At 61.0% G+C, this 26,126-nt stretch carries 25 protein-coding genes; 19 read left to right on the forward strand and 6 right to left on the reverse strand.

The genetic code is table 11. The features are described 5' to 3' along the window. Positions 1-84: 84 nt before the first annotated feature. Together IEV38_RS03630 and IEV38_RS03635 are read left to right on the forward strand one after the other, a co-directional pair. The gene (locus IEV38_RS03630) at positions 85-1,248 is read left to right on the forward strand and encodes a M14 family metallopeptidase (RefSeq protein WP_188394832.1); all 1,164 of its coding nucleotides are present in this window, start codon (positions 85-87) and stop codon (positions 1,246-1,248) included. Next, positions 1,245-1,721, forward strand: a complete 477-nt coding sequence (locus IEV38_RS03635) for a CYTH domain-containing protein (protein ID WP_188394833.1) — start codon at positions 1,245-1,247, stop codon at positions 1,719-1,721. Before IEV38_RS03630 ends, IEV38_RS03635 begins: the two co-directional genes overlap by 4 nt. A gap of 6 nt (positions 1,722-1,727) precedes the next feature. Here IEV38_RS03635 and IEV38_RS03640 read toward each other — a convergent pair whose 3' ends face one another. The 5 genes from IEV38_RS03640 to IEV38_RS03660 form a co-directional block, all read right to left on the reverse strand. After that, positions 1,728-2,957, reverse strand: a complete 1,230-nt coding sequence (locus IEV38_RS03640) for a DUF2863 family protein (protein ID WP_188394834.1) — start codon at positions 2,955-2,957, stop codon at positions 1,728-1,730. Between the two features lie 204 nt (positions 2,958-3,161). Further along, positions 3,162-5,885, reverse strand: coding sequence for an aconitate hydratase AcnA (gene acnA, locus IEV38_RS03645; RefSeq protein WP_188394835.1), 2,724 nt, complete (start codon positions 5,883-5,885; stop codon positions 3,162-3,164). A gap of 134 nt (positions 5,886-6,019) precedes the next feature. Then, positions 6,020-6,523, reverse strand: coding sequence for a hypothetical protein (locus tag IEV38_RS03650; RefSeq protein ID WP_188394836.1), 504 nt, complete (start codon positions 6,521-6,523; stop codon positions 6,020-6,022). 53 nt (positions 6,524-6,576) lie between these two features. Next, a complete protein-coding gene (locus IEV38_RS03655) occupies positions 6,577-7,548 on the reverse strand; it encodes an HpcH/HpaI aldolase/citrate lyase family protein (protein WP_188394837.1) in 972 nt (323 codons plus the stop codon). Between the two features lie 82 nt (positions 7,549-7,630). Next, positions 7,631-8,620: a malate dehydrogenase gene (locus IEV38_RS03660; protein ID WP_188394838.1), complete on the reverse strand. Its 990-nt coding sequence runs from the start codon at positions 8,618-8,620 to the stop codon at positions 7,631-7,633. A 338-nt stretch (positions 8,621-8,958) separates the two neighbouring features. On the opposite strand from IEV38_RS03660, the gene IEV38_RS03665 reads away from it, so the two are divergent. The 14 genes from IEV38_RS03665 (at position 8,959) to IEV38_RS03730 (ending at position 23,433) form a co-directional block, all read left to right on the forward strand. After that, entirely contained in the window at positions 8,959-9,744 is a 786-nt protein-coding gene (locus IEV38_RS03665) for a GntR family transcriptional regulator (RefSeq protein WP_229728606.1), read from the forward strand. 124 nt (positions 9,745-9,868) lie between these two features. Continuing rightward, positions 9,869-10,282 carry a succinate dehydrogenase, cytochrome b556 subunit gene (gene sdhC, locus IEV38_RS03670; RefSeq protein ID WP_188394840.1) on the forward strand — a complete coding sequence of 138 codons (414 nt, stop codon included), beginning with the start codon at positions 9,869-9,871 and terminating at the stop codon, positions 10,280-10,282. Then, positions 10,282-10,647, forward strand: coding sequence for a succinate dehydrogenase, hydrophobic membrane anchor protein (gene sdhD / locus IEV38_RS03675; RefSeq protein WP_371869831.1), 366 nt, complete (start codon positions 10,282-10,284; stop codon positions 10,645-10,647). The genes sdhC and sdhD overlap by 1 nt, the downstream gene beginning before the upstream one ends. Before the next feature lies 1 nt (position 10,648). Next, a complete protein-coding gene (gene sdhA, locus IEV38_RS03680) occupies positions 10,649-12,427 on the forward strand; it encodes a succinate dehydrogenase flavoprotein subunit (RefSeq protein ID WP_188394841.1) in 1,779 nt (592 codons plus the stop codon). A gap of 10 nt (positions 12,428-12,437) precedes the next feature. Continuing rightward, positions 12,438-13,148, forward strand: a complete 711-nt coding sequence (locus IEV38_RS03685) for a succinate dehydrogenase iron-sulfur subunit (RefSeq protein WP_188394842.1) — start codon at positions 12,438-12,440, stop codon at positions 13,146-13,148. Positions 13,149-13,185: 37 nt separating this feature from the next. Beyond that, entirely contained in the window at positions 13,186-13,455 is a 270-nt protein-coding gene (locus tag IEV38_RS03690) for a succinate dehydrogenase assembly factor 2 (RefSeq protein WP_188394843.1), read from the forward strand. 72 nt (positions 13,456-13,527) lie between these two features. Beyond that, the gene (gene gltA / locus IEV38_RS03695; protein WP_188394844.1) at positions 13,528-14,829 is read left to right on the forward strand and encodes a citrate synthase; all 1,302 of its coding nucleotides are present in this window, start codon (positions 13,528-13,530) and stop codon (positions 14,827-14,829) included. A 194-nt stretch (positions 14,830-15,023) separates the two neighbouring features. Beyond that, positions 15,024-17,882 carry a 2-oxoglutarate dehydrogenase E1 component gene (locus IEV38_RS03700; RefSeq protein ID WP_188394845.1) on the forward strand — a complete coding sequence of 953 codons (2,859 nt, stop codon included), beginning with the start codon at positions 15,024-15,026 and terminating at the stop codon, positions 17,880-17,882. Positions 17,883-17,942: 60 nt separating this feature from the next. Next, a complete protein-coding gene (gene odhB, locus IEV38_RS03705; RefSeq protein WP_188394846.1) occupies positions 17,943-19,217 on the forward strand; it encodes a 2-oxoglutarate dehydrogenase complex dihydrolipoyllysine-residue succinyltransferase in 1,275 nt (424 codons plus the stop codon). Positions 19,218-19,265: 48 nt separating this feature from the next. Next, a complete protein-coding gene (gene lpdA / locus IEV38_RS03710; RefSeq protein WP_188394847.1) occupies positions 19,266-20,693 on the forward strand; it encodes a dihydrolipoyl dehydrogenase in 1,428 nt (475 codons plus the stop codon). 11 nt (positions 20,694-20,704) lie between these two features. Next, a complete protein-coding gene (locus IEV38_RS03715; protein ID WP_188394848.1) occupies positions 20,705-21,103 on the forward strand; it encodes a hypothetical protein in 399 nt (132 codons plus the stop codon). 107 nt (positions 21,104-21,210) lie between these two features. After that, positions 21,211-22,305 (forward strand): cell division protein ZapE, encoded by a 1,095-nt coding sequence (zapE, locus tag IEV38_RS03720; RefSeq protein ID WP_188394849.1) that lies wholly within the window; start codon positions 21,211-21,213, stop codon positions 22,303-22,305. Between the two features lie 43 nt (positions 22,306-22,348). Further along, entirely contained in the window at positions 22,349-23,032 is a 684-nt protein-coding gene (locus IEV38_RS03725; protein WP_188394850.1) for a hypothetical protein, read from the forward strand. Between the two features lie 197 nt (positions 23,033-23,229). After that, positions 23,230-23,433: a cold-shock protein gene (locus IEV38_RS03730; protein ID WP_188394851.1), complete on the forward strand. Its 204-nt coding sequence runs from the start codon at positions 23,230-23,232 to the stop codon at positions 23,431-23,433. A 66-nt stretch (positions 23,434-23,499) separates the two neighbouring features. On the opposite strand, the gene IEV38_RS03735 is transcribed toward IEV38_RS03730, so the two are convergent. Beyond that, positions 23,500-23,919 (reverse strand): thioredoxin family protein, encoded by a 420-nt coding sequence (locus IEV38_RS03735; protein ID WP_188394852.1) that lies wholly within the window; start codon positions 23,917-23,919, stop codon positions 23,500-23,502. A 97-nt stretch (positions 23,920-24,016) separates the two neighbouring features. On the opposite strand from IEV38_RS03735, the gene tsaB reads away from it, so the two are divergent. Genes tsaB through IEV38_RS03750 form a run of 3 tightly spaced genes read left to right on the forward strand, consistent with a single transcriptional unit; the run spans position 24,017 to position 26,060 of the window. Next, a complete protein-coding gene (gene tsaB / locus IEV38_RS03740) occupies positions 24,017-24,718 on the forward strand; it encodes a tRNA (adenosine(37)-N6)-threonylcarbamoyltransferase complex dimerization subunit type 1 TsaB (RefSeq protein ID WP_188394853.1) in 702 nt (233 codons plus the stop codon). Next, entirely contained in the window at positions 24,715-25,212 is a 498-nt protein-coding gene (gene rimI, locus IEV38_RS03745) for a ribosomal protein S18-alanine N-acetyltransferase (RefSeq protein ID WP_188394854.1), read from the forward strand. Before tsaB ends, rimI begins: the two co-directional genes overlap by 4 nt. Further along, the gene (locus IEV38_RS03750; protein ID WP_188394855.1) at positions 25,209-26,060 is read left to right on the forward strand and encodes a uracil-DNA glycosylase; all 852 of its coding nucleotides are present in this window, start codon (positions 25,209-25,211) and stop codon (positions 26,058-26,060) included. The genes rimI and IEV38_RS03750 overlap by 4 nt, the downstream gene beginning before the upstream one ends. The last annotated feature ends 66 nt before the right edge of the window (positions 26,061-26,126 follow it).

Here is a 26,126-nt window from a genome sequence, read left to right on the forward strand (position 1 = left end):
CGCCGGAATCCTCTACAATTTCCTTCCTGAATGAAGGTGCATGCCGCGCCTTCACTGCATTTCCATCCCCGACGGATTCCATTCATGGCCATTCATATCAGCTCGGCATTCGATGCCGGCGCGATCGAGGTGGTGCGAGCCGATGAGGCGCACGCCATCGATCTTCGTTTGCGCAAGGACTCGCATGCCGACATTGCGCAATGGTTTTATTTTCGCCTGCAGGGCGCGCGCGGCCAGCGCTGCAGGTTGCGCTTCCTGAATGCGGCGGAGGCGGCCTACCCGGAGGGCTGGAAGAATTACCAGGCGGTGGCCAGCTATGACCGCGAACACTGGTTTCGCGTGCCGACTGCGTTCGATGGCAAGGTCATGACCATCTCCCATACACCGCTGCATGACAGTATCCATTACGCCTATTTCGAACCGTATTCGTGGGAGCGCCATCTGTCGCTGCTGGCGCGTGCGCAATTGTCGCCACGCGCACGCATCGTGCATCTGGGCCGCACGATCGATGGGCGTGATCTCGACATGGTGACGATTGGCGATCCGGTGGCCGGCGATCCGGCGGCCGGCGATGCCGCGGCACGCAAGAAGGTATGGATCATTGCGCGCCAGCATCCGGGCGAAACCATGGCCGAATGGTTTGTCGAGGGCCTGCTGGATGCGCTACTGGACGAGGACTGCGCAGTGGCGCGGCAAGTGCTCGATCACGCGGTGTTTCATATCGTGCCCAACATGAATCCGGACGGCGCATGCCGCGGCAATCTGCGCACCAATGCAGCCGGCGCCAACCTCAATCGCGAATGGATGTCTCCTTCGCTGGAGACGAGTCCGGAAGTGTTCCATGTGCGCCAGCGCATCCACGAGACCGGCTGCGATCTGTTTCTCGACATTCATGGCGACGAGGGATTGCCGTACGTCTTTGTCGCCGGCAGCGAAATGCTGGAAGGCTTCACGTCGGAGCAGATGACGGAGCAGCAGACCTTCATCGAAAGGCTGCAGCAGGCGAACGAGGATTTCCAGACCGAATACGGCTATCCGGCCGGCAAGTACCGCGAAGACATGCTCAAGCTCGCATCCAAGTACATGGGCCATGTCTTCAAATGCGTGTCGCTGACGCTGGAAATGCCGTTCAAGGACAATGCGTGTTCGCCGCAACCGAAGATCGGCTGGAACGGCGCGCGCAGTGCGCAATTGGGGCGTGACATGTTGCGGCCGATTCTCGACAACGTACGGCGCAGCACGCGATGAACATCGAGATCGAGCGCAAGTTTCTGGTCGTTGGCGATGCCTGGAAAAAGCAGGGAACGCCGATCCTGATCAGGCAGGGTTATCTGTCATCACACCCGGATCGCGTCGTAAGGGTGCGCGTCGAGGGCGAGACAGGGACCCTGACGATCAAGGGCAGGGTGGAGGGCATCAGCCGCGGGGAATGGGAATATGTCATTCCGCTTGAGGAAGCGAATGCCTTGCTGAGCGGGTTGTGCGAACGGCCTCTGATCGAAAAGACGCGCACACGCATCGTTCATGCCGGACTGACCTGGGAAGTCGATGCCTTCCTTGGCGACAATGCCGGGCTGGTGGTGGCCGAGATCGAACTGCAGAGCGAGACACAGGCCTTCGAGCGGCCGCAGTGGGTCGGGCAGGAAGTGTCCGACGATGCGCGTTATTTCAATGCCAGCCTGCTGCGGCATCCGTACAAGGACTGGCAGCAGGCCCGGTAGGCGACGTCAGTGCAGATGGCCTGAACCGCTCGCCGCTTCCTCGGGCATTTCCGCATGCACGAGTTCGGCATCCTGGTCGGCAAACAGCGGCGCGCCGCAGTCATCGCAGAATTCCATCACGAACGGTTCGGTGTGGCGCCGAATGCGGATGATGCCGCATCCTTCGAGCAAGGCATGAATCTCTTCCAGAGGCGTCTTGCGTGGCGGCATCGCGTCGGCGACTGTCCGGTACGGGGATTCCTCTGCTTCTTCATCGCCGTACAGCGGCCAGATCACGCCATACAGGATGTCGGATTGGTTGACGGGAGCAAAGCCGATCCGGTATTCGTCGATACGTCCATCATTTTCGTCTTCGCAGAAACCGCCAATGACAGCCTGCAAGGCAGCCGGTTCGACCGCCAGCGTGTGCGTCAGATAGTGCACGGCGGCGCGGATCGAGGCCGGACGAATCTGCTTGTCGCCTTCGCGGCAGGCGACAAAGTAGGCTTCTGGCAGCAGCAATTCGATGCCGCAGCCCGGCAGCAGGCGTGCGATGTTGGGCATGGCCTGCGCACTCCATTGCGCCAATGCGTCATCGCGGTCTGCCAGGTTGGTACTGGCCTGCCAGCGGAACATGGGTTCGCCGCACCTGACCGTCACGACCGCCAGCAGATAGCGCGTATCGGCCAGAAAGGGCGCGGTCTCGGCCTGCTTGGCGGCGGCCTTGATGGGCGTGCCGTTCAGCGCAGCCTGCGCCATTTGCTGCGTCAGCATGAAGATATCGCTATGCGAGCGCGGCAGCTGGTCGATCGAAAACAGCATGGGAGCCATTGCCAGTCTGGCGTTGTCCGACAGCACATGGGCATGCAGATGGGCCGAGAGGGTAGCGACCATGTCGGCGGCGATCGGTCCGGCCGCGATAGAGAAACGGGTCCAGGCGAGGATGGGCGCGGCAATCAGCAGCGCGTCGTAGGCGGTGCCATCGTGTTCGATGACGCAGGATTCGCTGGCGGCTTCCACCGCATCGGTCAAGGCGTCGTAAGCGGTCGGGGCCTGCTTGAACAGATGGTCGAGCGCCGCGTCGAGCGTGTCCTGATGGCGCGTGCGCAGCAGCTTGTGCAGCACGTCTTCCATCTGGTTTTCCCACTGTCGTTCCTCCACGCGGCTCGAAGCCTGAATGATGGCCTGGGAAAGCATGATCAGGCGTTGACTGTCGGCGGATAACTTGCGGGGGGAATTCTTGAGTGGGCGACGCATGGAAACCGATGAAAGAAAGTGAGGTGTCTATTGTAGTTGAATCGTGAAATTGCGACTGTACGACAAGCAACAAAAGAATCTCTCCGCATTCGGGCGAACCGGCATGCTGATGGGGCAGCCTGTTTTCCGGCATCGCTGGCGATAAAAAAAGGGCCGCATGCACAAGCATGCGACCCTTGCAGGCGAAGCCGGCGACTGGTGCGATCAGGCAGCCAGCAGCTGGCGCAGCACGAATGGCAGAATGCCGCCGTGCTTGTAGTAATCGACCTCGATCGGCGTGTCGATGCGCAGCAGCACGGTGACTTCGTGCGTGCTGCCGTTGGCGCGATGAATGACCAGCGTCAGTTCCTGTTGCGGCCGCAGTTCGCCGTCGAGTCCCTTGAGATCGAAGGTTTCGTCGCCCTTGATACCGAGTGTAGCCACGCTGTCGTTGCCGATGAACTGCAGCGGCAGCACACCCATGCCGACCAGGTTGGAACGGTGGATGCGCTCGTAGGAGCGCGCCACCACGGCTTTCACACCCAGCAGTTGCGTGCCCTTGGCAGCCCAGTCGCGCGAGGAGCCGGTGCCGTATTCCTCGCCGGCGAACACCATGGTCGGCGTGCCTTCGCGCTGGTAGCGCATGGCGGCGTCGTAGATTGACATTTCCTCGCCGCTCGGCTGGTGCAGCGTGATGCCGCCCTCGACGCGCGAACCGTCGGGCTTGACCGGCAGCATCAGATTCTTGATGCGCACGTTGGCAAAGGTGCCGCGCATCATGATCTCGTGGTTGCCGCGGCGCGAGCCGTAGGAGTTGAAGTCGGCCTTGAGCACGCCGTTCTCGGTCAGCCATTTGCCGGCCGGGCTGCTTTCCTTGATCGAACCGGCAGGCGAAATATGGTCGGTCGTGATCGAATCGCCGAATACGCCGAGCGCGCGCGCGCCGCTGATCGCGGTGGCGGTGGCTTTCGGCTCCATGGCGAAATCGGCAAAGAACGGCGGTTCTGCGATATAGGTCGAGGAAGGCCAGTCATAGACCTGGCCGGTGGCCACGCCCTTGATCTGTTCCCACAGCTTGCCGGGCTTGGTCTTGACCTGTGCGTAGTTGTCCTTGAAGTTCTTGGCATTCATGGCGAACTTCATGAGCTTCTCGACTTCCTGCGAGCTTGGCCAGATGTCGCCCAGATAGATGTCCTTGCCGTTCTTGCCGCGACCGACCGGTTCGGTCATCAGGTCGCGCGTGACAGTGCCGGCAATCGCATAGGCCACCACCAGCGGCGGCGAGGCGAGGAAGTTGGCGCGGATGTTCGGATGGATGCGCGCCTCGAAGTTGCGGTTGCCCGACAGTACGGCGGCCGCCACGATGTCGTTCTGCACGATCGCTTCGTTCATCGCGGGCGTCAGGTCGCCGGCGTTGCCGATGCAGGTGGTGCAGCCATAGGCGGTCAGGCCGAAACCGAGTTTTTCGAGATAGGGCAGCAGGCCCGCTTCTTCCAGGTATTGCGTGACGATGCGCGAGCCGGGCGCCAGCGAGGTCTTGATGTGCGGCGAGACCTTGAGCCCGGCTTCGACGGCCTTCTTCGCCAGCAGGCCGGCGGTCAGCAGCACGCTCGGGTTGGAGGTGTTGGTGCACGAGGTGATGGCGGCGATCAGGATATCGCCATTCTTGACCGGAATGCCATCGGCGTTGGTGTAGCTGGCCGGCAGGTCCTCGGCCTTCTTGTTGAAACCGTTTTCTGCCACCGGCTTGACGAACAGGTCGGTGAACTGCTGCTTGACCTGACCGAGCTCGATGCGATCCTGAGGGCGCTTGGGGCCGGCCAGCGAAGGCGAAACGGCACCGAGATCGAGGGCGACCACATGGGTGTAGTCGATCTCGCCGGATTTCGGAATGCCGTACAGATTCTGTGCCTCGAAATACGCCTTGAAGGCGGCGATTTCGTCCTTGGTGCGGCCGGTGCCCTTGAAGTAATCGATGGTGGCGTCGTCAACCGGGAAGAAGCCCATGGTGGCACCGTATTCGGGTGCCATGTTGGCGATCGTGGCGCGATCGGTCAGCGACAGCGATTCGGTGCCTTCGCCGAAGAATTCGACGAACTTGCCGACCACTTTTTCCTTGCGCAGCAGTTCGGTGATGGTCAGCACCAGGTCGGTGGCGGTGACGCCGCCGCGCAACTGGCCGGTCAGGTTGACGCCGACCACGTCCGGCGTCAGGAAATAGACCGGCTGGCCCAGCATGCCGGCTTCCGCCTCGATGCCGCCCACACCCCAGCCGACCACGCCGATGCCGTTGATCATGGTGGTATGGGAGTCGGTGCCGACCAGCGTGTCCGGATAGTAGAGGTCCTGCTTGCCGGTCTTGCGCTTGTGCACGCCGCGCGCCAGATATTCGAGATTGACCTGGTGCACGATGCCGAAGCCCGGTGGCACCACGCCGAAGGTGTCGAACGCCTGCATGCCCCATTTCATGAACTGGTAGCGTTCGTTGTTGCGCTGGAACTCGAGCTTCATGTTCAGATCGAGCGCCTTCTTCTCGCGGAAGTGATCGATCTGCACCGAGTGGTCAACCACCAGATCGACCGGCACCAGCGGTTCGATGTTCTTGGGATTCTTGCCGGTGCGTGCCGCCACGCCGCGCATGGCGGCCAGGTCGGCCAGCAGCGGTACGCCGGTGAAGTCCTGCAGCACCACACGCGCCACCACGAAAGGGATTTCCTCGGTGCGTGCCGCATTCGGCTGCCAGTTGGCGAGCTGGCGTACGTGTTCCTCGGTGACCTTCTGGCCGTCGCAGTTGCGCAGGACCGACTCGAGCACGATGCGGATGGAGACCGGCAGTCGCGAGATGTCGATACCGAGCTGCTTGCCCAGTGCCGGCAGCGAATGGAATGCGCCTTTCCGGGAACCTGAAATATTGAATTCCTTGAGCGTATTCAATGTGTTGCGCGACATGATTTTCTCCTTGATGCTAAATGGCCGATAAGCTGATGTTCGTGGCGATGGCACCGAATGTCGGCTGCAAGATGCGCCATCGCGATAGGTAGGCGGCAGATCGCAAGGCGAGTCTGCCGCTGAAACCGGTGTGGTTATCCTTTTTTTGCGGCAAATGCCTGTTGCTGTTCCGGATTGCGGCACTCGTTCGCCAGTTGCTGGCCCTTGCGGGAATCGAGCAGCATGGCCTTGGAAGGAATGTTGATCCAGACGATGCCGTAGCGGCGATTCTCGAAACGGTTGGCACCGGTGCTGGTACCGACGCGGCGCAGGCGCTCGACCGAATTTTTCCAGCGCAGCGCAATGTACTTGTCGTCATTGTCGTTATGGTAGGTAACGATCTTGACGCCGAACTCGCAGGTGTATTCGGTGACGATCGAGCCTTCGATATCGGCCTTGCCGAGATCCTCTTCCTGATCGTCGGCGATCAAGGCGGCGCCTCCCGCAGCGGCCGCGGCCGGCTTGGCGGCCTTCTTCACGGTTTTGGCCGCGGGCTTGCTCGCGGTGGATTTCTTGGCCGTGGTGGCCGATTGCGCCATGGCGGACGGCAATGCCGAGGACATGCCGATCAGAAGCAGGGCGCAGAACAGTTTTTTCATGCAGTTATCTCCAATCATGGGTTTCCGCTCGATGCGCGGAAGAAAGTAATTATTCAGGATAGTGTCCGTATCGAATCGGGCAGGGCAATGCCGGCAGCCTTCGCCCTTTGCACGATGGTCCAGTAATAGCGGTAGCTTGCGCGGTCGTGCAGCTTGCCTTCGTGCTGGATCGGCCCCCATTGCACGGACTGAGCCTGCGACAGAATTGTCGCGGCTTCGTTCACTTCGCCGAGCTGCGGCGAGAATGCCTGCACGATGGGTTGAATCTGGTCGGGATGGATGCTCCACATGCGCGTGTAGCCGAATTGGGTGGCAGCCAGTTGCGCATCGCCGGCGATAACACTCAGGTCGCGGATTTCGGTGGTGACGCTGTGCGATGGCGTTTTCCCGTGCGCATGGCAGGCAGCGGCGATCTCGAGCTTGGCGCGTGCTACCAGCGGATGCGTGAACTGGCCGGGCGAACGCATCGCTTCGCCCGGAATCGCGCCATAGTGGGCGGAAACGAAATCCATGATGCCGAACGACAGGCATTCGACCTGCGGCAGCGCGGCGATCGCGTGCACGTCGGCCAGTGCGCCATGGGTTTCGATCAGGACATGCACGGGCAGGTCGCGGCGGCCGTGCTTTTCGGCATGGCGATTGACAACGGCGATGGCGTCGCGCGTGTCGGCCACGCCGCCGACCTTGGGAATGACGAGGTAGGCCAGCTTCTGTGCCGCATGTTCGAGGACGATCCGCACGTCGCGCTCGAAGGAGTCGCTGCCGATGTCATGCACGCGCACGCCGATGCGGCCGAAGCGGTTGTCCTCGCCGGCCAGCAGCGAACCGATCAGGTGCGCATGCGCTTCCTCGTTGCCGTGGGCAGCGCCATCCTCGCAGTCGAAGGTGATGTCGAAGATCGGTCCTAACTGCTGTTGCAGGGCCAGCGACTTGCGCATGAGTTTTTCGGAACCCGCATAGTGGTCGCAGACCGGGATCGAGACCGGGGGGGGGGTGCCTTGAAACAGGACTTCGGAAGGATGCATGTGATGCGTATCGGGTTGGGCTTGCGTATTGGCTGGCATGGGAAAGGGGGAGGACGCAGACGGACATCTTCCCCTCGTTCCGTCAACTGAGCAGATGTTGGATGCTTTCGCGTTCTTCCAGGAGTTCCTTGAGCGTCTGTTCGATGTGTTCGCGCGAGAAGGTGTCGATGTCCAGCCCCTGCACGATCTTGTATTCGCCGTTTTCCGTGGTCACCGGGAAGCCGAAGATGGTGCCTTCCGGAATGCCGTAGGCGCCGTCGGACGGCACGCCCATGGTGGTCCACTTGCCGCCGGTACCGAGCAGCCAGTCGCGCACGTGGTTGACCGCGGCATTGGCGGCGGAAGCGGCAGACGACAGGCCGCGCGCCTCGATGATGGCGGCGCCACGCTTGCTGACGATGGGCAGGAAGACGTCGCGGTTCCACGCTTCGTCATGGATCAGTTCGGGAATCGGCTGGCCGTCGGCGGTGGCGAAACGGTAATCGGGATACATGGTCGAGGAGTGGTTGCCCCAGACAAAGAGCTTTTCGATGGCGGTCACGGGTTTGCCGACCTTGGCGGCGACCTGCGACAGCGCGCGGTTGTGATCGAGGCGCAGCATGGCCGTGAAGTTCTTCGACGGCAGGCCGGGCGCGGATTTCATCGCGATGTAGGCATTGGTATTGGCCGGGTTGCCCACCACCAGCACCTTGACGTTGCGCGAGGCCACTGCATCGAGCGCCTTGCCCTGTACCGTGAAAATCCTGGCGTTTGCTTCGAGCAGATCCTTGCGTTCCATGCCGGGACCGCGCGGGCGCGAACCGACCAGCAGGGCGACGTCCGCATCCTTGAAGGCTGCCGTCGCATCGCTGTGGGCGCTGATGCCCGCCAGCAATGGAAAGGCGCAGTCCTGGAGTTCCATCATGACGCCGCTCAGGGCTTTCTGAACCTTCTCATCGGGAATTTCCAGCAACTGCAGGATGACCGGTTGATCCTTGCCGAGCATGTCGCCATTAGCGATGCGAAACAGCAGGGAATAGCCGATCTGTCCGGCTGCACCGGTAATGGCGACACGCATGGGAGCTTTGGCCATATTGAATCTCCAGGACGATGGTGGATATCGGGTCTGCGTCGAAAATGCTTGCGTCGCGCAATGATACAGTCGAATACCCGATAAGTCAGCGGGGGTAAAGACAAAGAGCGATGAGGCTGTCACGCGGCTGTCATGTTCGGGCTGGACCATGTCGGCAATGCCATGCGGAAATCGGCAGCGGTAAAACGTAGTGCGATTTCCGCAGGGCAGGCGCCTGCGGCGAGTGTAAGAGTGCCTCAGGTTGATGTCAATATTTTTATCTTATGTCTTATATAAGACATATTTATTTTCATATTTCTCTGGACGCCGGCAGGGGTTTTGTGGTGAAATTCTCCGTCATGAGCTCTGCCAATCCACCATTGCCAGGTTTGCAGGCGGCGACTTCCTCGGGAGCGTCGGGAGCGGCTTCGCCGACTTTCAGTCCGCTTTACCAGCAGATCAAGAAGCTGATCATGCAAAGTCTGCAGTCGGGGCAATGGCGTCCGGGCGATCTGATTCCGAGCGAAATGGAGCTTGCCGCGCGCTTTGGCGTCAGCCAGGGCACGGTGCGCAAGGCGATCGACGAGCTGGCAGCCGAGAACCTGGTGGTGCGGCGGCAGGGGCGCGGCACCTTCGTCGCCACCCATCGCGAGGCGCGCTCGCAATTCCGCTTTCTGCGATTGAAGCCCGACGTCGGCGAGGCGCATTACCCGGACAACGTCATCATCGAGGCGCGGCGCGTGCGCGCGCCGGCCGACATCGCGCGCCAGCTCGACCTCAAGACCGGCGATTCCATGATCTTCCTCAAGCGCATGCAGTCCTTCGACGGCGCGCCGACCATCCTGGAAGAGCTCTGGCTGCCGGGCGCGAACTTCAAGGGGCTGTCGCTGGAACGCCTGCTGGAATACAAGGGGCCGATGTACGCGCTGCTGGAAACCGAGTTCGGCATGCAGATGCTGCGTGCGACCGAGAGCATACGCGCCGTTGCGGCCGACAAGGAGACGGCCGCCATGCTGCGGGTGCCGCTGCATTCACCGCTGTTGAGCGTGCATCGCGTGTCCTATACCTATGATGACAAGGCAGTGGAAGTTCGTCGTTCGTTCTATGTGACGAACGGGCATCACTATCACAACGATTTGAGCTGATGCCTCGTCGCCGCGGCGAGATGCATGCAGGAGACCGGTCTCATGAAAAATATCGATGTCACATGGTGTGGCACATCAAAATCGGTGAAAATGTGGAGTCTGTACCATCCGCGAAAGTCCGAACATGCCTGATCCAAGCAAAGCCGCCGCCAAGCCACAGTTCCGGAACATCGGACTGACGGATCTGTCCCGCTACCGCCTGCCACTGGCCGGCATTCTCTCGATCCTGCACCGAATCAGCGGCGCCATCATGTTTCTGCTGCTGCCGTTCGTCCTGCTGCTGCTGGACAAGAGCCTGATGTCGGAAATCTCCTTCGCCCACTTCAAGGGCATTGCCTCGCACTGGTTCGTCAAGCTCGTCATTCTCGGTCTGGTGTGGGCCTATCTGCATCATTTCTGCGCCGGCATCCGCCATCTGCTGATGGACGTGCATCTTGGCGTCGACAAGGACACCGGGCGCAAATCCGCCGTGATCGTGTTCGCGATCAGCCTGCCGCTGACGGCGCTGGTCGCTCTTAAACTGTTCGGAGCGTTCTGATGGCCAAGGACAATATCGGACCGCACCGCCTCGTCGTCGGTGCGCACTACGGACTCAGGGACTGGCTGGCGCAACGCGTCACGGCGATCGTGATGGCCGTCTATACGCTGGTGCTGCTGGTGGCGTTTCTCGGCGCGAGCGAGATCAGCTACGAAGGCTGGGCCGGACTGTTCGCGCACCAGTGGTTCAAGCTGCTGACCTTCGTCACGCTGCTGTCGCTGTTCTATCACGCCTGGGTCGGCGTGCGCGACATCTGGATGGATTACATCAAGCCCGTTTCGGTACGCCTTGCGCTGCAGGTGCTGACCATTCTGTGGCTGCTCGCGTGTGCCGGCTGGTCGGCGCAGATTCTCTGGAGAGCGTAACTTGGCTGCAATCAAAACCGCCATTCCCACCCGTCATTTCGATGCCGTGATCATCGGTGCCGGCGGCTCCGGCATGCGGGCCTCGCTGCAACTGGCCGAAGCTGGCCTCAATGTCGCCGTGCTGTCCAAGGTCTTTCCGACGCGTTCGCACACGGTGGCGGCGCAGGGCGGCATCGGCGCTTCGCTCGGTAACATGGCAGAAGACAACTGGTACTGGCACATGTTCGATACCGTCAAGGGCTCGGACTATCTGGGCGACCAGGATGCGATCGAATTCATGTGCCGCGAGGCGCCCAAGGTCGTCTATGAACTCGAACACTTCGGCCTGCCGTTCGACCGCAACAACGACGGCACCATCTATCAGCGTCCGTTCGGCGGCCACACCGCCAACTTCGGCGAGAAGCCGGTGCAGCGCGCCTGTGCCGCCGCCGACCGTACCGGGCATGCGCTGCTGCATACGCTGTACCAGCGAAACGTGCGCGCACGCACGCATTTCTACGTCGAATGGATGGCGATCGATCTCATGCGCGACGCCGAGGGCGACGTCATCGGCGTGGTCGCACTCGAGATGGAAACCGGCGACGTCATGATGCTGGAGGCCAAGACCACGCTGTTTGCCACTGGCGGCGCGGGTCGCATCTGGGCCGCTTCGACCAATGCCTTCATCAATACCGGCGACGGCATCGGCATGGCGGCACGCGCCGGCCTGCCGCTGGAAGACATGGAATTCTGGCAGTTCCATCCGACCGGGGTGGCCGGCGCCGGCGTGCTGATCACCGAGGGCGTGCGCGGCGAGGGCGGCATCCTCGTCAACAGCCAGGGCGAGCGTTTCATGGAGCGCTATGCGCCGACGCTCAAGGATCTGGCGCCGCGCGATTTCGTCTCGCGCTCGATGGATCAGGAGATCAAGGAAGGGCGAGGCGTCGGTCCGCACAAGGATCACGTGATGCTGGACCTGCGCCACATCGGCGCCGATACCATCCGCAAGCGCCTGCCGTCGATTCTCGAGATCGCGCACAAGTTCGCCAATGTTGACGCCACGCGCGAACCGATCCCGGTGGTGCCGACCATCCATTATCAGATGGGCGGCATTCCGACCAATATCCACGGCCAGGTGGTGGAGCCGCGCAACGGCAATCCGAACCACGTGGTCAACGGCCTCTATGCGATCGGCGAATGCGCGTGCGTCTCGGTGCACGGCGCCAACCGGCTCGGCACCAATTCGCTGCTCGATCTGATCGTGTTTGGACGCGCCGCCGGCAACCACATCGTCGCCAGCAACCTGCGCAAGCGCCAGCACAAACCGCTGCCGGCCGATGCGGCCGACATGGCGCTGTCGCGCCTGTCGCGGCTCGAGCACAGTACCGGCAGCGAGCGCGTGCAGGACGTCGCCAACGATATCCGCTCCACCATGCAGCATCATTGCGGTGTGTTCCGTACCGACGAGCTGCTGCAGGGTGGCGTCAAGAAGATCATGGAGCTCGACGAGCGCCGCAAGCATGTCTCGTTCAAGGACAAGTCGCGCGTCTTCAACACCGCACGCATCGAGGCACTGGAACTCGACAACCTGATCGAGACCGCCAAGGCGACCATTACCTCGGCCGCGGCGCGCAAGGAATCGCGCGGCGCGCATGCGCACCGCGATTATGAGCTGCGCGACGACGAGAACTGGCTCAAGCACACGCTGTACTACTCGGAAGGCAATCGTCTCGACTACAAGCCGGTCGTGACCAAGCCACTGACGGTCGAGACCTTCAAGCCGAAACCACGTACTTTCTAAAGGTCAGAACATGGCACGCACGCTGAGACTCAAGATCTACCGCTATGATCCTGACAAGGATGCCAAGCCTTACATGCAGGATGTGACGGTGGAGCTGCAGCCGCACGACAAGATGCTGCTCGATGCGCTGCAGCGCATCAAGGCATCGGTTGACGATTCGCTGGCGCTGCGCCGCTCGTGCCGAGAAGGCGTGTGCGGTTCGGATGCGATGAACATCAATGGCAAGAACGGGCTGGCCTGCACGACCAACCTCAATGAGCTGACCGAGCCGATCGTGCTGCGTCCGCTGCCGGGTCTGCCGGTGATCCGCGACCTGATCGTCGACATGACGCAGTTCTTCAAACAGTACGACTCGATCAAGCCGTTCCTGATCAACGATACAATCCCGCCCGAAAAGGAGCGGCTGCAGTCGCCGGCCGAGCGCGAGGAGCTCGATGGTCTTTACGAATGTATACTGTGTGCCTGCTGTTCGACATCGTGTCCGTCGTTCTGGTGGAATCCGGACAAGTTCGTCGGCCCCGCAGGGTTGCTGCAGGCGTATCGCTTCATTGCCGACAGCAGGGATCACGCAACCGGCGAACGGCTGGACAATCTGGAGGATCCGTACCGGTTGTTCCGCTGCCATACGATCATGAACTGTGTCGATGTCTGTCCGAAGGGGCTCAATCCGACACGCGCGATCGGCAAGATCAAGGAGTTGATGGTGCGGCGTACGGTATAGTCGCGGCCTGTTTCGCATTGCACAGTCTGGACCGATCATGCCGATATCCCACCAAGCCGACCCAGTGAAACGCGCACGCTTGCGCTGGCGCGGTCGCCGCGGTCTGCTGGAAAACGATCTGATCGTGACGCGTTTTCTCGATCGTCACGAGGAGACGTTGAGCGATGAAGAGGTGGAAGCCTTTTCCATGCTGATGGAGTTGCCGGACAACGATTTGCTGAATCTGCTGTTGACACGCAGTGAACCTGAAGGGGAGAGCGACCTTCCGCATGTTCATGCGTTGCTGGCGAAAATGCGCGCAGTCTGATGCAGGAGGCTGCGGCCGTTTTTTTATTTGCGATTTCCCGGAAATCGACCCTTGTTACCAGAAGGAAGAGCCATGCCACAAGCACAATCTGACACCAAAGCCACACTGTCGTTTTCCGACGGTTCGCCATCGGTGGAGCTGCCGATCTACAAGGGAAGTCTCGGCCCCGATGTCATCGACATTCGCAAGCTCTACGCCGGCACCGGCAAGTTCAGCTACGATCCGGGCTTCATGTCCACGGCGTCGTGCGATTCCACGATCACCTACATCGACGGCGACAAGGGCGAACTGCTGTATCGCGGTTACCCGATCGAACAACTGGCGGTCAACTGCGATTTCATGGATACCAGCCATCTGCTGCTCAAGGGCGACCTGCCATCGGCAGCCGAGAAGAAGGAGTTCGTCGGCCTGGTCAAGAAGCACACCATGCTGCACGAGCAGATGCAGTTCTTCTTCCGCGGCTTTCGCCGCGATGCGCATCCGATGTCGGTACTGGTCGGCACCGTCGGTGCGCTGGCTTCCTTCTATCATGACGCGCTCGACATCAGCGATGCGCATCACCGCGAACTGTCGGCAATCCGCCTGATCGCCAAGATGCCGACGCTGGTGGCCATGTCCTACAAGTATTCGGTCGGCCATCCCTTCGTCTATCCGCGCAACGATCTGTCGTACACGGCGAATTTCATGCACATGATGTTCTCCACGCCGAGCGAGGAGTACCGCATCAACGACGTGCTGGTGCGCGCGCTGGACCGCATCCTGATCCTGCATGCCGATCACGAGCAGAACGCCTCGACCTCGACCGTGCGTCTGGCCGGTTCGTCGGGTGCCAATCCGTTCGGCTGCATTGCGGCCGGCATTGCCTGCCTGTGGGGCCCGGCGCACGGCGGCGCCAACGAAGCGGCGCTGAACATGCTGAAGGAAATCGGCAGCATCGAGCGCATTCCGGAATTCATCAAGAAGGCAAAGGACAAGGATTCCGGCTTCCGCCTGATGGGCTTCGGCCACCGCGTCTACAAGAACTTCGATCCGCGCGCCAAGCTGATGCGCGAAACCTGCTACGAAGTGCTGAACGAATTGGGTCTGCACGACGATCCGCTGTTCAAGCTGGCAATGGAGCTCGAACGCATCGCGCTGGAAGACGACTACTTCGTCTCGCGCAAGCTGTATCCGAACGTCGATTTCTACTCGGGCATCGTGCAGTCGGCGCTGGGCATTCCGGTGCAGTTGTTCACCGGCATTTTTGCCATGGCCCGTACCATCGGATGGGTTGCCCAGTGGAACGAGATGATCTCCGATCCGGATCAGAAGATCGGTCGCCCGCGCCAGCTGTTCGTCGGCGAAACACATCGCGACGTGCAGATCAAGCGCTGATCGATTCCGAACGGGCAGCATGCATGCACGCTGTCCGATTTGCAGTTAAGCTCCAGTAATTACCGTTTGAACGTATAGATAACACACCGTCCTTCCCCACAACTTGATGTGCAATCCGCTAACCGGTCAGGCCGTGTCGCGGAAGGTTGAACAACCCGCTAATCTCGCGAAACGCGAAGAAAGGTGAGCAGAAGATGATGCAGCAGTCGATCTCCAATTCCTACCTGTTTGGAGGGAATGCGCCGTACGTCGAAGAACTGTACGAGTCGTATCTCGACAATCCGGGTTCGGTCCCCGATAACTGGCGCGCCTATTTCGACGCCATGCAGCACGTTCCCGCCGTTGACGGTTCGACGCGCCCCGACGTGGCGCATGCCTCGGTGATCGCCTCGTTTGCCGAGCGGGCCAAGCATGGCCCGATCCGTACCGTGACCGCAGCCGCCGATCCCGAGATGGAGCGCAAGCGCGTCGCCGTCGCCCAGCTGATCGCCGCCTATCGCGTGCTGGGCAACAACTGGGCCAATCTCGATCCTCTGCAACGGCAGGGACGGCCTTCCATTCCGCAGCTCGAGCCTTCCTACTATGGCTTCACCGATGCGGATATGGATATCGTGTTCAATATCAGCAATACCTATTTCGGCATGGAGAACGCGTCGCTGCGCGATCTGCTCAATGCCCTGCGCGATACCTATTGCCGGTCGATCGGGCCGGAGTTCATGTACATCAGCGATCCGAAGCCCAAGCTGTGGCTGCAGGAGAAGTTCGAATCCATTCGTTCCCAGCCTGCCTTTCCGGTGGAAAAGAAACGGCACATTCTCGAACGCCTGACGGCGGCAGAAGGCCTCGAACGCTATCTGCACACCAAGTACGTCGGCCAGAAGCGCTTTTCGCTGGAAGGCAGCGAAAGCTTCATCGCCGCCCTCGACGAAGTCGTGCAGCGTGGCGGTGAACGAGGCGTGCAGGAAATCGTGATCGGCATGGCGCATCGCGGCCGCCTCAACGTGCTGGTCAACATCCTCGGCAAGACGCCGCAGGAACTGTTCGCCGAATTCGAAGGACGGCACGTCGATGATCTGCCGTCGGGCGACGTCAAGTATCACCAGGGCTTCTCGTCCGACGTCAGCACGCCCGGTGGCCCGGTCCATCTGTCGCTGGCCTTCAATCCCTCGCACCTCGAGATCGTCAACCCGGTGGTCGAGGGCTCGGTGCGCGCGCGTATCGAGCGGCGCGGCGCCAACGATCCGTCGCAGCAGGTATTGCCGGTTCTGATCCATGGCGATGCCGCCTTTGCTGGCCAGGGTGTGGTGATGGAAACGCTGAACCTGGCGCAGACGCGCGGTTACGGCACCGGCGGCACGGTGCACATCATCATCAACAACCAGATCGGCTTTACCACTTCCGACCCGCGCGACTCGCGCTCGACGCTGTACTGCTCGGATGTCGCCAAGATGATCGAGGCGCCGGTGCTGCACGTCAACGGCGACGATCCCGAAGCCGTGGTGCTGGCCGCGCAGATCGCGCTCGATTACCGCCTCGAGTTCCGCAAGGACATCGTGGTCGATATCGTCTGCTACCGCAAGCTCGGCCACAACGAGCAGGACACACCGGCGCTGACGCAGCCGCTGATGTACAAGCGCATCGCGCAACTGCCCGGAACGCGCAAGCTGTATGCGGACAAGCTGGTGGTGCAGGGCGTGATCGGCGAAGCCGATGGCGACGAGCTGGCGAAGGCGTTCCGCGATGCGATGGATGCCGGCAAGCACACCATCGATCCGGTGATCTCGAATTTCAAGAGCAAATACGCGGTGGACTGGCTGCCATTCCTCAATCGCAAGTGGACCGATGCTGCCGATACGGCGGTGCCGATGACCGAGCTCAAGCGTCTGGCAGAACGCATCGTTGCGCTGCCCGAGAATTTCAAGGTGCATCCGCTGGTCGAGAAGGTGCTGGAAGACCGTGCCGCCATGGGGCGCGGCGAAATGAACCTCGACTGGGGCATGGCCGAACACCTGGCCTATGCCTCGCTCGTCAGCTCCGGCTATGCGGTGCGTCTGACCGGCCAGGATTCCGGACGCGGCACTTTCGTGCATCGCCACGCGATCCTGCATGACCAGAACCGCGAGCGCTGGGATGCCGGCACGTATTGCCCTCTGCAGAATGTGTCCGATCAGCAGGCCTGGTTCCGCGTGATCGACTCCGTGCTGTCGGAGGAAGCGGTGCTGGCATTCGAGTACGGGTATTCGACCGCGGAGCCGAACACGCTCGTCATCTGGGAAGCGCAGTTCGGCGATTTCGTGAATGGCGCGCAGGTCGTGATCGACCAGTTCATCAGCTCCGGCGAAGTCAAGTGGGGCCGTGTCTCAGGACTGGTGATGATGCTGCCGCACGGTTATGAAGGGCAGGGGCCGGAGCACTCGTCGGCACGTCCAGAACGCTTCCTGCAGCTGTGCGCCGACAACAACATGCAGGTGGTGCAGCCGACCACCGCCGCGCAGATTTTCCATCTGCTGCGTCGCCAGATGATCCGCCTGTTCCGCAAGCCGCTGGTGATCCTCACGCCGAAGTCGCTGCTGCGCAACAAGGATGCGGGTTCGCCGTTGACGGAGCTGGCCAAGGGTTCGTTCCAGACCGTGCTGGGCGAAGTCGATGACAAGATCGATCCGAAGAAGGTTAAGCGTGTCATCGCCTGCTCGGGACGCGTCTATTACGATCTGATGGCCGCGCGTCGCGAGCGCGGCCAGAACGATGTGGCCATCATTCGCGTCGAACAGCTTTATCCGTTCCCGCACAAGGCGTTTGCGGCGGAGCTGCGCAAGTTCCCGAATTTCACGGAACTGGTCTGGGCGCAGGACGAGCCGCAGAACCAGGGCGCATGGTTCCAGATCCAGCACAACATCCTCGAAAACATGGCGGACGGGCAGAAACTGGCATACGCAGGTCGTCCGGCCAGCGCGTCGCCGGCGGTCGGTTATTACGACAAGCATTATGCGCAGCAGAAGGCATTGATCGAAGCGGCTTTTGCCAAGCTCAAAGGCTTTGTACTGACGAAGTGAAGACCCTGTGACGGTACGGAAGCCGGACCGTCGCATGAACAAACCGAAACGGAGAGTTAAATGGCAATTCTTGAGGTGAAAGTTCCGCAATTGTCGGAATCGGTTGCAGAGGCGACGCTGCTGCAATGGCATAAAAAGGAAGGCGAGGCTGTCGAGAGGGATGAAAACCTGATTGATATCGAGACCGACAAGGTCGTGCTCGAACTGCCGTCGCCGGGCGCCGGCGTCATCAAGCAGATCGTCAAGCCCGACAGCGCCACGGTCACGGCAGGCGAAGTCATCGCCCTGATCGATACCGATGGCGCGGCGGCGGCCAAGTCGGACGCGCCGCCGGCCGAGGAGAAAAAGGAAGCGTCCGCTGCAGCACCGGCGGCAAGCGCGCCAGCTCCGGCGGCCGCGCAGGACAAGCCTGCATCGGGTGCCGCGGGCAATATTGCCATGCCGGCCGCGGCCAAGATGCTGGCCGAGAACAACCTGTCGGCCGGCGATGTGCAGGGTACCGGCAAGGATGGCCGCGTCACCAAGGGCGACGTGATCAATCAGCTGGAGAAGCCGCAGGCTGCAGCGCCTGCGCAACCCGCTGCCAAACCGGCGTTGCAGCAGGTGCCTGCGCCGACCAGCCCGGCCTTGCTCAACCGTCCCGAAGAGCGCGTGCCGATGAGCCGTCTGCGCGCCCGCATCGCCGAACGTCTGCTGCAGTCGCAGTCGAGCAATGCCATTTTGACGACCTTCAACGAAGTCAACATGCAGCCGGTGATCGATCTGCGCACCAAGTATCGCGACAAGTTCGAGAAGGAGCACGGCGTCAAGCTCGGCTTCATGTCTTTCTTCGTCAAGGCGGCGGTCGCGGCGCTCAAGAAGTATCCGATCATCAATGCCTCGGTTGACGGCAACGACATCGTCTATCACGGCTACTTCGATATCGGTATCGCCGTCGGTTCGCCGCGCGGTCTGGTGGTGCCCATTCTGCGCGATGCCGACCAGATGAGCATCGCCGATATCGAGAAGAAGATCGGCGAATTCGGCGCCAAGGCCAAGGACGGCAAGCTCACGCTCGACGACCTGACCGGCGGCACGTTCTCGATTTCGAACGGCGGCATTTTCGGCTCCATGTTGTCGACGCCCATCATCAATCCGCCGCAATCGGCGATTCTCGGCATCCACGCGACCAAGGAGCGCGCCGTGGTGGAGAACGGCCAGATCGTGATCCGGCCGATGAACTACCTGGCACTGTCCTACGATCACCGCATCATCGACGGTCGCGAAGCGGTGCTCGGCCTGGTCGCGATGAAGGAAGCGCTGGAAGATCCTGCGCGTCTGCTGCTGGATCTCTGATAACGATATGCGAAGCGCGTCTGAGCGCGCTTCGCGCAGGAGTCATGTATGCCAAAGAATTTTGATGTGGTCGTCATCGGCGGCGGCCCTGGCGGCTATGTTGCCGCCATCCGTGCCGCGCAACTCGGCATGTCCACCGCCTGCATAGACGAATGGAAGAACGAGAAGGGTGGTCCGGCGCCCGGCGGCACGTGTACCAACGTCGGTTGCATTCCGTCCAAGGCGCTGCTGCAGTCGTCCGAGCATTTCGAGCATGCGGGCCATGCCTTTGCCGATCACGGCATCGAGGTGAAATCGTTGTCGCTGAACCTGAAGAAAATGCTGGCCCGCAAGGAATCGATCGTCAAGCAGAACAACGACGGGATTCTCTATTTGTTCAAGAAGAACAAGGTCACGTTCTTCCACGGCCGCGGTTCCTTTCACAAGAGCGGGAACGATGCGCATGAAATCCATATCGCGGGTGCGACCGAGGAAATCCTGTTTGCCAAGCATGTGATCGTTGCTACCGGTTCGGTGCCGCGCGCATTTCCCGACTTGCCGTTCGACGAAAAACTGGTGTTGTCCAATACCGGTGCGCTGGCGTTGAACGAGGTGCCGAAGAAGCTGGGCATCATCGGTGCCGGCGTGATCGGTCTGGAGATGGGCAGCGTCTGGCGCCGGCTCGGTGCAGAAGTGAAGATACTCGAGGCCTTGCCGACCCTGCTCGGCGCGGCGGATGCTCAGGTCGCAGCCGAGGCAGGCAAGCAATTCGCGAAGCAGGGTTTGGAGATCGAGCTTGGCGTGAAGATAGGTGCGGTGACGGTCGGCAAGAGCGATGTCACGATCAATTACGCCGATGGCAAGGGCACGGCGCAGAAGGCCGTGTTCGATCGCCTGATCGTCTCGATCGGACGTCTTCCGAATACCGAAGGGCTCAACGCGCAGGACGTCGGTCTGAAACTCGACGAGCGCGGTTTCATCGCGGTTGACGGCGAATGCAGGACGAGCCTGCCGAACGTGTGGGCGGTGGGTGACGTGGTGCGCGGACCGATGCTGGCGCACAAGGCGGAGGAAGAGGGCGTGGCGGTGGCGGAGCGCATTGCGGGCCAGCATGGCCACGTCAATTTCAATACGATTCCCTGGGTGATCTATACTTCACCCGAGATCGCCTGGGTCGGCAAGACCGAGCAGCAGGTGAAGGATGAGAAGATCGATTACCGGACCGGCTCCTTTCCTTTCCTTGCCAACGGCCGTGCGCGTGCGCTGGGCGATACCACCGGGTTCGTCAAGTTCATTGCCGACGCGAAGTCGGACGAAATACTGGGCGTGCATATCATCGGTCCCAGCGCATCGGAACTGATCTCGGAAGCGGTGGTGGCCATGGAGTTCCGTGCTTCGTCGGAAGACATTGCGCGTATCTGCCATGCTCACCCGTCGCTGTCGGAGGCGGTCAAGGAAGCGGCGCTGGCAGTCGATAAGCGCGCACTGAATTTTTAGGAGTTTCATCCATGCGGTATCCAAGTCTGCTGTTGTCCCTGCTGCTGGTAGGCTGCGCGAGCACCGGTCCCAACGATGGGCGCGTGTCGATTGCCACCGCCGAGAACGGGCAGGAATTCGGCGGCGCCAGTTGCACGGTGCTCAACAACTCGCAAAGCTGGAATATCGTGACGCCGACCACGCTGTCGATCGGCGGTGCCAGCGGCGAGTTGCGTGTGGTTTGCAACAAGCCGGGCTACCGTACTTCCGAAGTGCGTCTGCCGCCGATCGGCCAGTCGGGCTCCAATGTCGGTGTCGGCCTCGGTGGCGGGAGCGGTGCGGTTGGCCTGGGACTGGGTTTCAGTTTGCCGATCAGCTCCGGCGGTGGTTATTATCCGCCGCGCATCACGGTCAACATGACACGGCAGTAAGCCGACGATTTGAGGTGTCTGTAACGGGCGAGTCGCGACTCGCCCGTTTTTCTTGTGTGACGCAAGCCACGCCTGCGAGATGGAAAGAGGGAAGGAAACTGCCTGCCATGAATGTGGCCGAATTTTATGAACATGCCTTGTCGCAACGCGGCTTCATGGCGGACGAGGCACAACGATGCGCAGTGGCGCGCCTGCAGCAGGCCTATGACGAATGGGTGGATTTCAAGGCGCGACGCAAGAATGTCTTGCTGCGCATCCTGCGCGATCCACCGGTGCCGCGTGGCGTCTATATGTGGGGTGGCGTCGGTCGCGGCAAGTCGTTCCTGATGGACAGTTTTTACTCTGTGGTGCCGCTGGAGCGCAAGACGCGCGTGCACTTCCACGAGTTCATGCGCAGCGTGCACCGCCAGCTCGACGAGCTCAAGCAGATCGCCGATCCGCTGGAAGAGGTGGCGCGCCGCATCGCAAAACAGTTTCGCCTGATCTGCTTCGACGAGTTTCATGTCACCGATATCGCGGATGCCATGATTCTCTACAATCTGTTCAAGGCACTGTTTGACCATGGTGTCTCGTTCATCATCACGTCAAATTTCCATCCGGACACGCTGTATCCGGACGGCTTGCATCGCGACCGTATCCTGCCGGCGATCGATCTGCTGAAGGACAAGCTCGACATTCTCAATGTCGATGGGGGAACCGATTACCGCAAGCGCGCGTTGAGCCAGGTCGAGGCCTATCATTTCCCGCTCGATGATGCTGCCGCACAGACCTTGAACGATGCCTTTTTGCGCATTGCGGAAGTGTCGGATGAGGAGCCGCTGCTCGATATAGAAGGACGCCAGGTGCGCGCCTTGCGCCGTGCCGGCGGAGTGGTCTGGTTCGATTTCCAGACCCTGTGCGGCGGGCCGCGGTCGCAGAACGACTATCTCGAACTCGCCAGCCGCTTTCACACCGTGATCCTGTCGGAGGTGCCGGCCATGTCGGCAGCCATGTCTTCCGAGGCGCGCCGCTTCATCTGGCTGATCGACGTACTGTACGATCATCGGATCAAACTGCTGGTGTCGGCGGCGGTGCCGATGGACGCGTTATATACTGCGGGGGCGCTGGCGATGGAATTCCAGCGCACGCTGTCGCGTCTGATCGAGATGCAATCCGGCGAGTACATGGAAGCCACGCGCCGGCAGGCTGGCAGCACGTTATGATCCCGCAGCTCCAGCTGTTTATCCACAGGAAGTCAGTATCGCAATGAAATCGTTTCTCAAGATCATGACCAGCGCGTCATTCATGTTGCTGTCGGCTTCGGCACTGGCACAGGACACGCCGCCGACCGCTTCCGCACCTTCGGTGGCGGAGGTGGTGCAAAGCTATCCAGCCGGCTCGATTCAATCGACCGAGAGCGCAGACGAGGCGATCAAGACCGTGGCCGAGGCGCGCGCGCAGATCGAAAAGCGCCACCTGGAAGACAGGCAGGCCTGCTATCCCAAATTCTTTACTACCGCCTGCCTCGACAAGGCGACGGAACGGCGTCGTCAGGACATGGCAGCAGTAAGGCCGATCGAGCTCGAGGCGAATTCGTATATTCGTCACGCACGCGTGGCCGAACGTGACCGGCGCCTCGAAGAGGCCGCCAAGGAACGCGAAGCGAAGAACGCCACGCGTTCCAGTGTGCCGGTGCCGCAGATCAACGATACGCCAAGCGCTTCCGACGTATCGGATGCGCAACGCGCGGCACGCGCACAGGCTCATGCGGAAAAGAATGCCGAACGCGCACAGCGTGAACGGGAACGCCACGCATCGGCTACGGCCGATGCGCAGAAACGCGCAGAGAACGTCGAGCGTTACGAGGAAAAGCAGCGGGAGTCGCTGGAGCGGCAAAAGGAAGTGGAGCGTCGCAAGGCTGAACGCGAGGGTAGGAAAACTGCTCAATAAGTGTCAATTTCCCATCATTTCCTGCAGGCTTCCAATTGTGTTCCGAAGTCGGCAGAGAAAATCAACCATTTTATTTTTATCCGGTTATAATCAGCCATCGTGGAGATTCGAGCTAGTGGTGCAGTATGTCTGTCATTCCTGTCTTGGTTGAAACGATCCACGGGCGCAAGCCCATTTAACTGAAATTAGGAATAGTAATGGCAACTGGTATCGTAAAATGGTTCAATGATTCGAAGGGTTTCGGCTTCATCACTCCCGACGAAGGCGGCGAAGATCTGTTCGCACACTTCTCGGCAATCCAGTCGACCGGCTTCAAATCGCTGCAAGAGAACCAACGCGTTTCTTTCGAAGTGACGACCGGCCCGAAAGGCAAGCAAGCTTCGAACATTCAAGCAATCTGATTGCATCGAATTCTTGACAAAAAGCCCCGGCATGCCGGGGCTTTTTTACGTCTGCAGCAAACGCGTTCAGGATGACAAGGTGCGACGCAGATTGCGTTCTTCCTGCCATTCCTGATAGTCGGCATTCTTGCTACCCTGTTCTGCGAGCGCGGCGGGATCGAGCCGGGCATAGGCATTGAGCAGGCGCAGCGCAATACCCGCATCGGGCAGGGTGGTGCCGTAGAAGGCGACCTGGTCGCCGCGCTGGATGAGGACGGTAGGAAAATTCTCGACATCAAAATCGCCAACCATATCGGCGCGGTCTTCGACATCTATCCACACGAACAGCGTTTCTGGATGTGCGGCGGCAAGCGCATCGAAGTCGGGACGATAAGCGGTGCAGACATCGCACCAGGCGGCGCACAGGCAGGCAACGACCCAGGTATCTTCGCTCATGCGTGCCACCAGGCTGTTGCGGTTGTTTTCTTCAAGAACAATGCTGGACATGGCGCTATTCTAGCGGGTTCTGCTGTCCGGCGGCGTGCACGATGCAAGGTGCGGCACATCCATCGCGTGGCATCGCGGCGCACGGTAAAATACCGGCATGTCCACCATCCTCGCCATTGAAACTTCTTCCGAACGCGCGTCAGCCGCGCTGTTGCATCGCGATGTCCTGATTGCTCGGGATATCGACGGTGCAAGCATGCATTCGCAGACCATTCTGCCGATGGTTCAGTCCCTGTTGAGCGAAGCGGGGATTGCGCTGGCGGAGTGCGATGCCATCGCTTACGGTGCGGGGCCAGGTTCGTTCACCGGCGTACGCACTGCCTGCGGCATCGCGCAGGGTCTGGGTTTCGGCGCGCAGCTTCCACTGGTGCCGCTGGTGACACTGCTGGGTCTGGCGCAGGCCTGTCGCGAGCAGTGCGGTGCCAACGACGTGCTGGCCATCGTCGATGCACGCATGGGAGAAGTCTATTGGGCACAGTATCGCCACGATGGCGTACGCTGGCAGGCGGTGATTGCGCCGACCTTGTCTTCCGCTGCCGAGGTGCAGCCGACGGGAGCAGTAACCGCGTGCGGCAATGGCTTGAAGGCTTACGTCGATGATTTTCGCGCGCGCTCCTTTTATGGCGAGGCATGGCAGGACTTGATGCCGCATGCGGCACAACTGGCCGTGTTGGGCGCTGCCGCCTTCGCCCGCGGCGAGCATGTGCCGGCGGGAGCGGCCGAACCGCTTTATCTGCGCAACAAGGTCGCGCTGACGACGCGGGAGCGGCAGGAGAAGGCGGAAAGGGCGCTGACATGAGTTCCGTCCCGACCAGCGTGACGGCACAGGAAGCCGGCGCAGCACGCAAGCTCTACTTCTACCGCATGCAGCCATCCGATCTCGACGAGGTGCTCGGAATCGAGAACGATGTCTATCCGTTTCCATGGACCCGTGGCAATTTCATGGATTCGATTGCGAGCGGATATGAAACCTGGGTGCTGCGCGATGGCGCCGGCACCATGTACGGCTATTTTCTGCTGATGCTGTCCGTCGATGACGCGCATCTTCTCAATATCACCGTGGAACGCGGCCTGCAGGGGCGCGGCATCGGCCTGACGCTGCTCGACAAGGCACGCGCGATCGCGGCCGGACGCAAGCTGGGATCGATACTGCTCGAAGTGCGTCCCTCCAATGAGCGCGCGGCAAAAATCTATCTGCGTTACGGTTTCGATCGCATCGGCATTCGCAAGGGATACTACCCGGCGCAGAACAACACGCGCGAGGATGCCATCGTGATGAGGCTGGAGTTATGAGCGATCCGCATCGCCGCATGGCGTTTCTGCACGAGATGGGCCTGGGGCCGGTATGGTCGGCACGCCATGCCGCGCAGGCTGCCGCCGGGGTATCGGATGAGATGCCCTATGCCGAGACTGCATACGGCGAGACGATATCCGATCCGGCACCCGCGATGGCGCCTGCGGTTGCGCGCGCACCGGTGTTGTCCATGGACGATGCTTTTGCCGCCTCTTCGCCACCCGTCGGCGAAACCGTCGTGGAAGAGGAGCAGATCGACCGCGCGCGCATGGTGGCGCGGATGGATTGGTCGCAGTTGCAGGAAACGGTCAGCGAATGCGTGCAATGCGGATTGTGCAGAAACCGTACGCAGACCGTATTCGGTGTCGGCGATCAGAAGGCGCGCTGGTTGTTCGTCGGCGAGGGACCGGGGCGTAACGAGGATTTGCAGGGGCAACCGTTTGTCGGCCCGGCCGGCAAGCTGCTCGACAACATGATGGGTGCCATGGGACTGCAGCGCGGCGAGAATACCTATATCGCCAACATCGTCAAATGCCGGCCCACGGACGAAAACCGCCGCGATCGGCCGCCAAGCCTGGAAGAGGCATCGGCGTGCATGCCCTACCTGAAGCGGCAGATTGCGCTGATCGATCCGACCGTCATCGTCGCGATGGGGAAGACGGCGGCGCTGTCGTTGCTGCAACTCGATCCGGCGACACCGGTCAGTCGTCTGCGCGGGACCATTCATCGCTATGAAGAGATTCCGCTGATCGTCACCTATCACCCTGCGTACCTGTTGCGCAATCTGCGCGACAAGCGCAAGACCTGGGCCGACCTGTGTCTGGCCATGCAGACTTTCTCCGCATGACGTGTGACCTCCCGACCGCCATTCGCGAGAGTGGCTGTCAGCATCGCTTTCATCGATCATGGGGGC

The organism is Oxalicibacterium flavum (assembly GCF_014635065.1).
Taxonomy (GTDB): Bacteria; Pseudomonadota; Gammaproteobacteria; order Burkholderiales; family Burkholderiaceae_D; genus Oxalicibacterium; species Oxalicibacterium flavum.

Bases quoted from the DNA above. Each gene is read 5' to 3' on its own strand.
- IEV38_RS03630 (WP_188394832.1), top strand. From the start codon at position 85: ATGGCCATTCATATCAGCTCGGCATTCGATGCCGGCGCGATCGAGGTG.
- IEV38_RS03715 (WP_188394848.1), top strand. From the start codon at position 20,705: ATGCGGTATCCAAGTCTGCTGTTGTCCCTGCTGCTGGTAGGCTGCGCG.
- IEV38_RS03650 (WP_188394836.1), bottom strand. From the start codon at position 6,523: ATGAAAAAACTGTTCTGCGCCCTGCTTCTGATCGGCATGTCCTCGGCA.
- lpdA (WP_188394847.1), top strand. From the start codon at position 19,266: ATGCCAAAGAATTTTGATGTGGTCGTCATCGGCGGCGGCCCTGGCGGC.
- IEV38_RS03735 (WP_188394852.1), bottom strand. From the start codon at position 23,919: ATGTCCAGCATTGTTCTTGAAGAAAACAACCGCAACAGCCTGGTGGCA.
- zapE (WP_188394849.1), top strand. From the start codon at position 21,211: ATGAATGTGGCCGAATTTTATGAACATGCCTTGTCGCAACGCGGCTTC.
- IEV38_RS03750 (WP_188394855.1), top strand. From the start codon at position 25,209: ATGAGCGATCCGCATCGCCGCATGGCGTTTCTGCACGAGATGGGCCTG.
- IEV38_RS03640 (WP_188394834.1), bottom strand. From the start codon at position 2,957: ATGCGTCGCCCACTCAAGAATTCCCCCCGCAAGTTATCCGCCGACAGT.
- sdhD (WP_371869831.1), top strand. From the start codon at position 10,282: ATGGCCAAGGACAATATCGGACCGCACCGCCTCGTCGTCGGTGCGCAC.
- IEV38_RS03730 (WP_188394851.1), top strand. From the start codon at position 23,230: ATGGCAACTGGTATCGTAAAATGGTTCAATGATTCGAAGGGTTTCGGC.
- rimI (WP_188394854.1), top strand. From the start codon at position 24,715: ATGAGTTCCGTCCCGACCAGCGTGACGGCACAGGAAGCCGGCGCAGCA.
- IEV38_RS03685 (WP_188394842.1), top strand. From the start codon at position 12,438: ATGGCACGCACGCTGAGACTCAAGATCTACCGCTATGATCCTGACAAG.
- acnA (WP_188394835.1), bottom strand. From the start codon at position 5,885: ATGTCGCGCAACACATTGAATACGCTCAAGGAATTCAATATTTCAGGT.
- gltA (WP_188394844.1), top strand. From the start codon at position 13,528: ATGCCACAAGCACAATCTGACACCAAAGCCACACTGTCGTTTTCCGAC.
- IEV38_RS03665 (WP_229728606.1), top strand. From the start codon at position 8,959: ATGAGCTCTGCCAATCCACCATTGCCAGGTTTGCAGGCGGCGACTTCC.
- IEV38_RS03660 (WP_188394838.1), bottom strand. From the start codon at position 8,620: ATGGCCAAAGCTCCCATGCGTGTCGCCATTACCGGTGCAGCCGGACAG.
- IEV38_RS03725 (WP_188394850.1), top strand. From the start codon at position 22,349: ATGAAATCGTTTCTCAAGATCATGACCAGCGCGTCATTCATGTTGCTG.
- tsaB (WP_188394853.1), top strand. From the start codon at position 24,017: ATGTCCACCATCCTCGCCATTGAAACTTCTTCCGAACGCGCGTCAGCC.
- IEV38_RS03700 (WP_188394845.1), top strand. From the start codon at position 15,024: ATGATGCAGCAGTCGATCTCCAATTCCTACCTGTTTGGAGGGAATGCG.
- IEV38_RS03690 (WP_188394843.1), top strand. From the start codon at position 13,186: ATGCCGATATCCCACCAAGCCGACCCAGTGAAACGCGCACGCTTGCGC.
- sdhC (WP_188394840.1), top strand. From the start codon at position 9,869: ATGCCTGATCCAAGCAAAGCCGCCGCCAAGCCACAGTTCCGGAACATC.
- IEV38_RS03635 (WP_188394833.1), top strand. From the start codon at position 1,245: ATGAACATCGAGATCGAGCGCAAGTTTCTGGTCGTTGGCGATGCCTGG.
- IEV38_RS03655 (WP_188394837.1), bottom strand. From the start codon at position 7,548: ATGCATCCTTCCGAAGTCCTGTTTCAAGGCACCCCCCCCCCGGTCTCG.
- odhB (WP_188394846.1), top strand. From the start codon at position 17,943: ATGGCAATTCTTGAGGTGAAAGTTCCGCAATTGTCGGAATCGGTTGCA.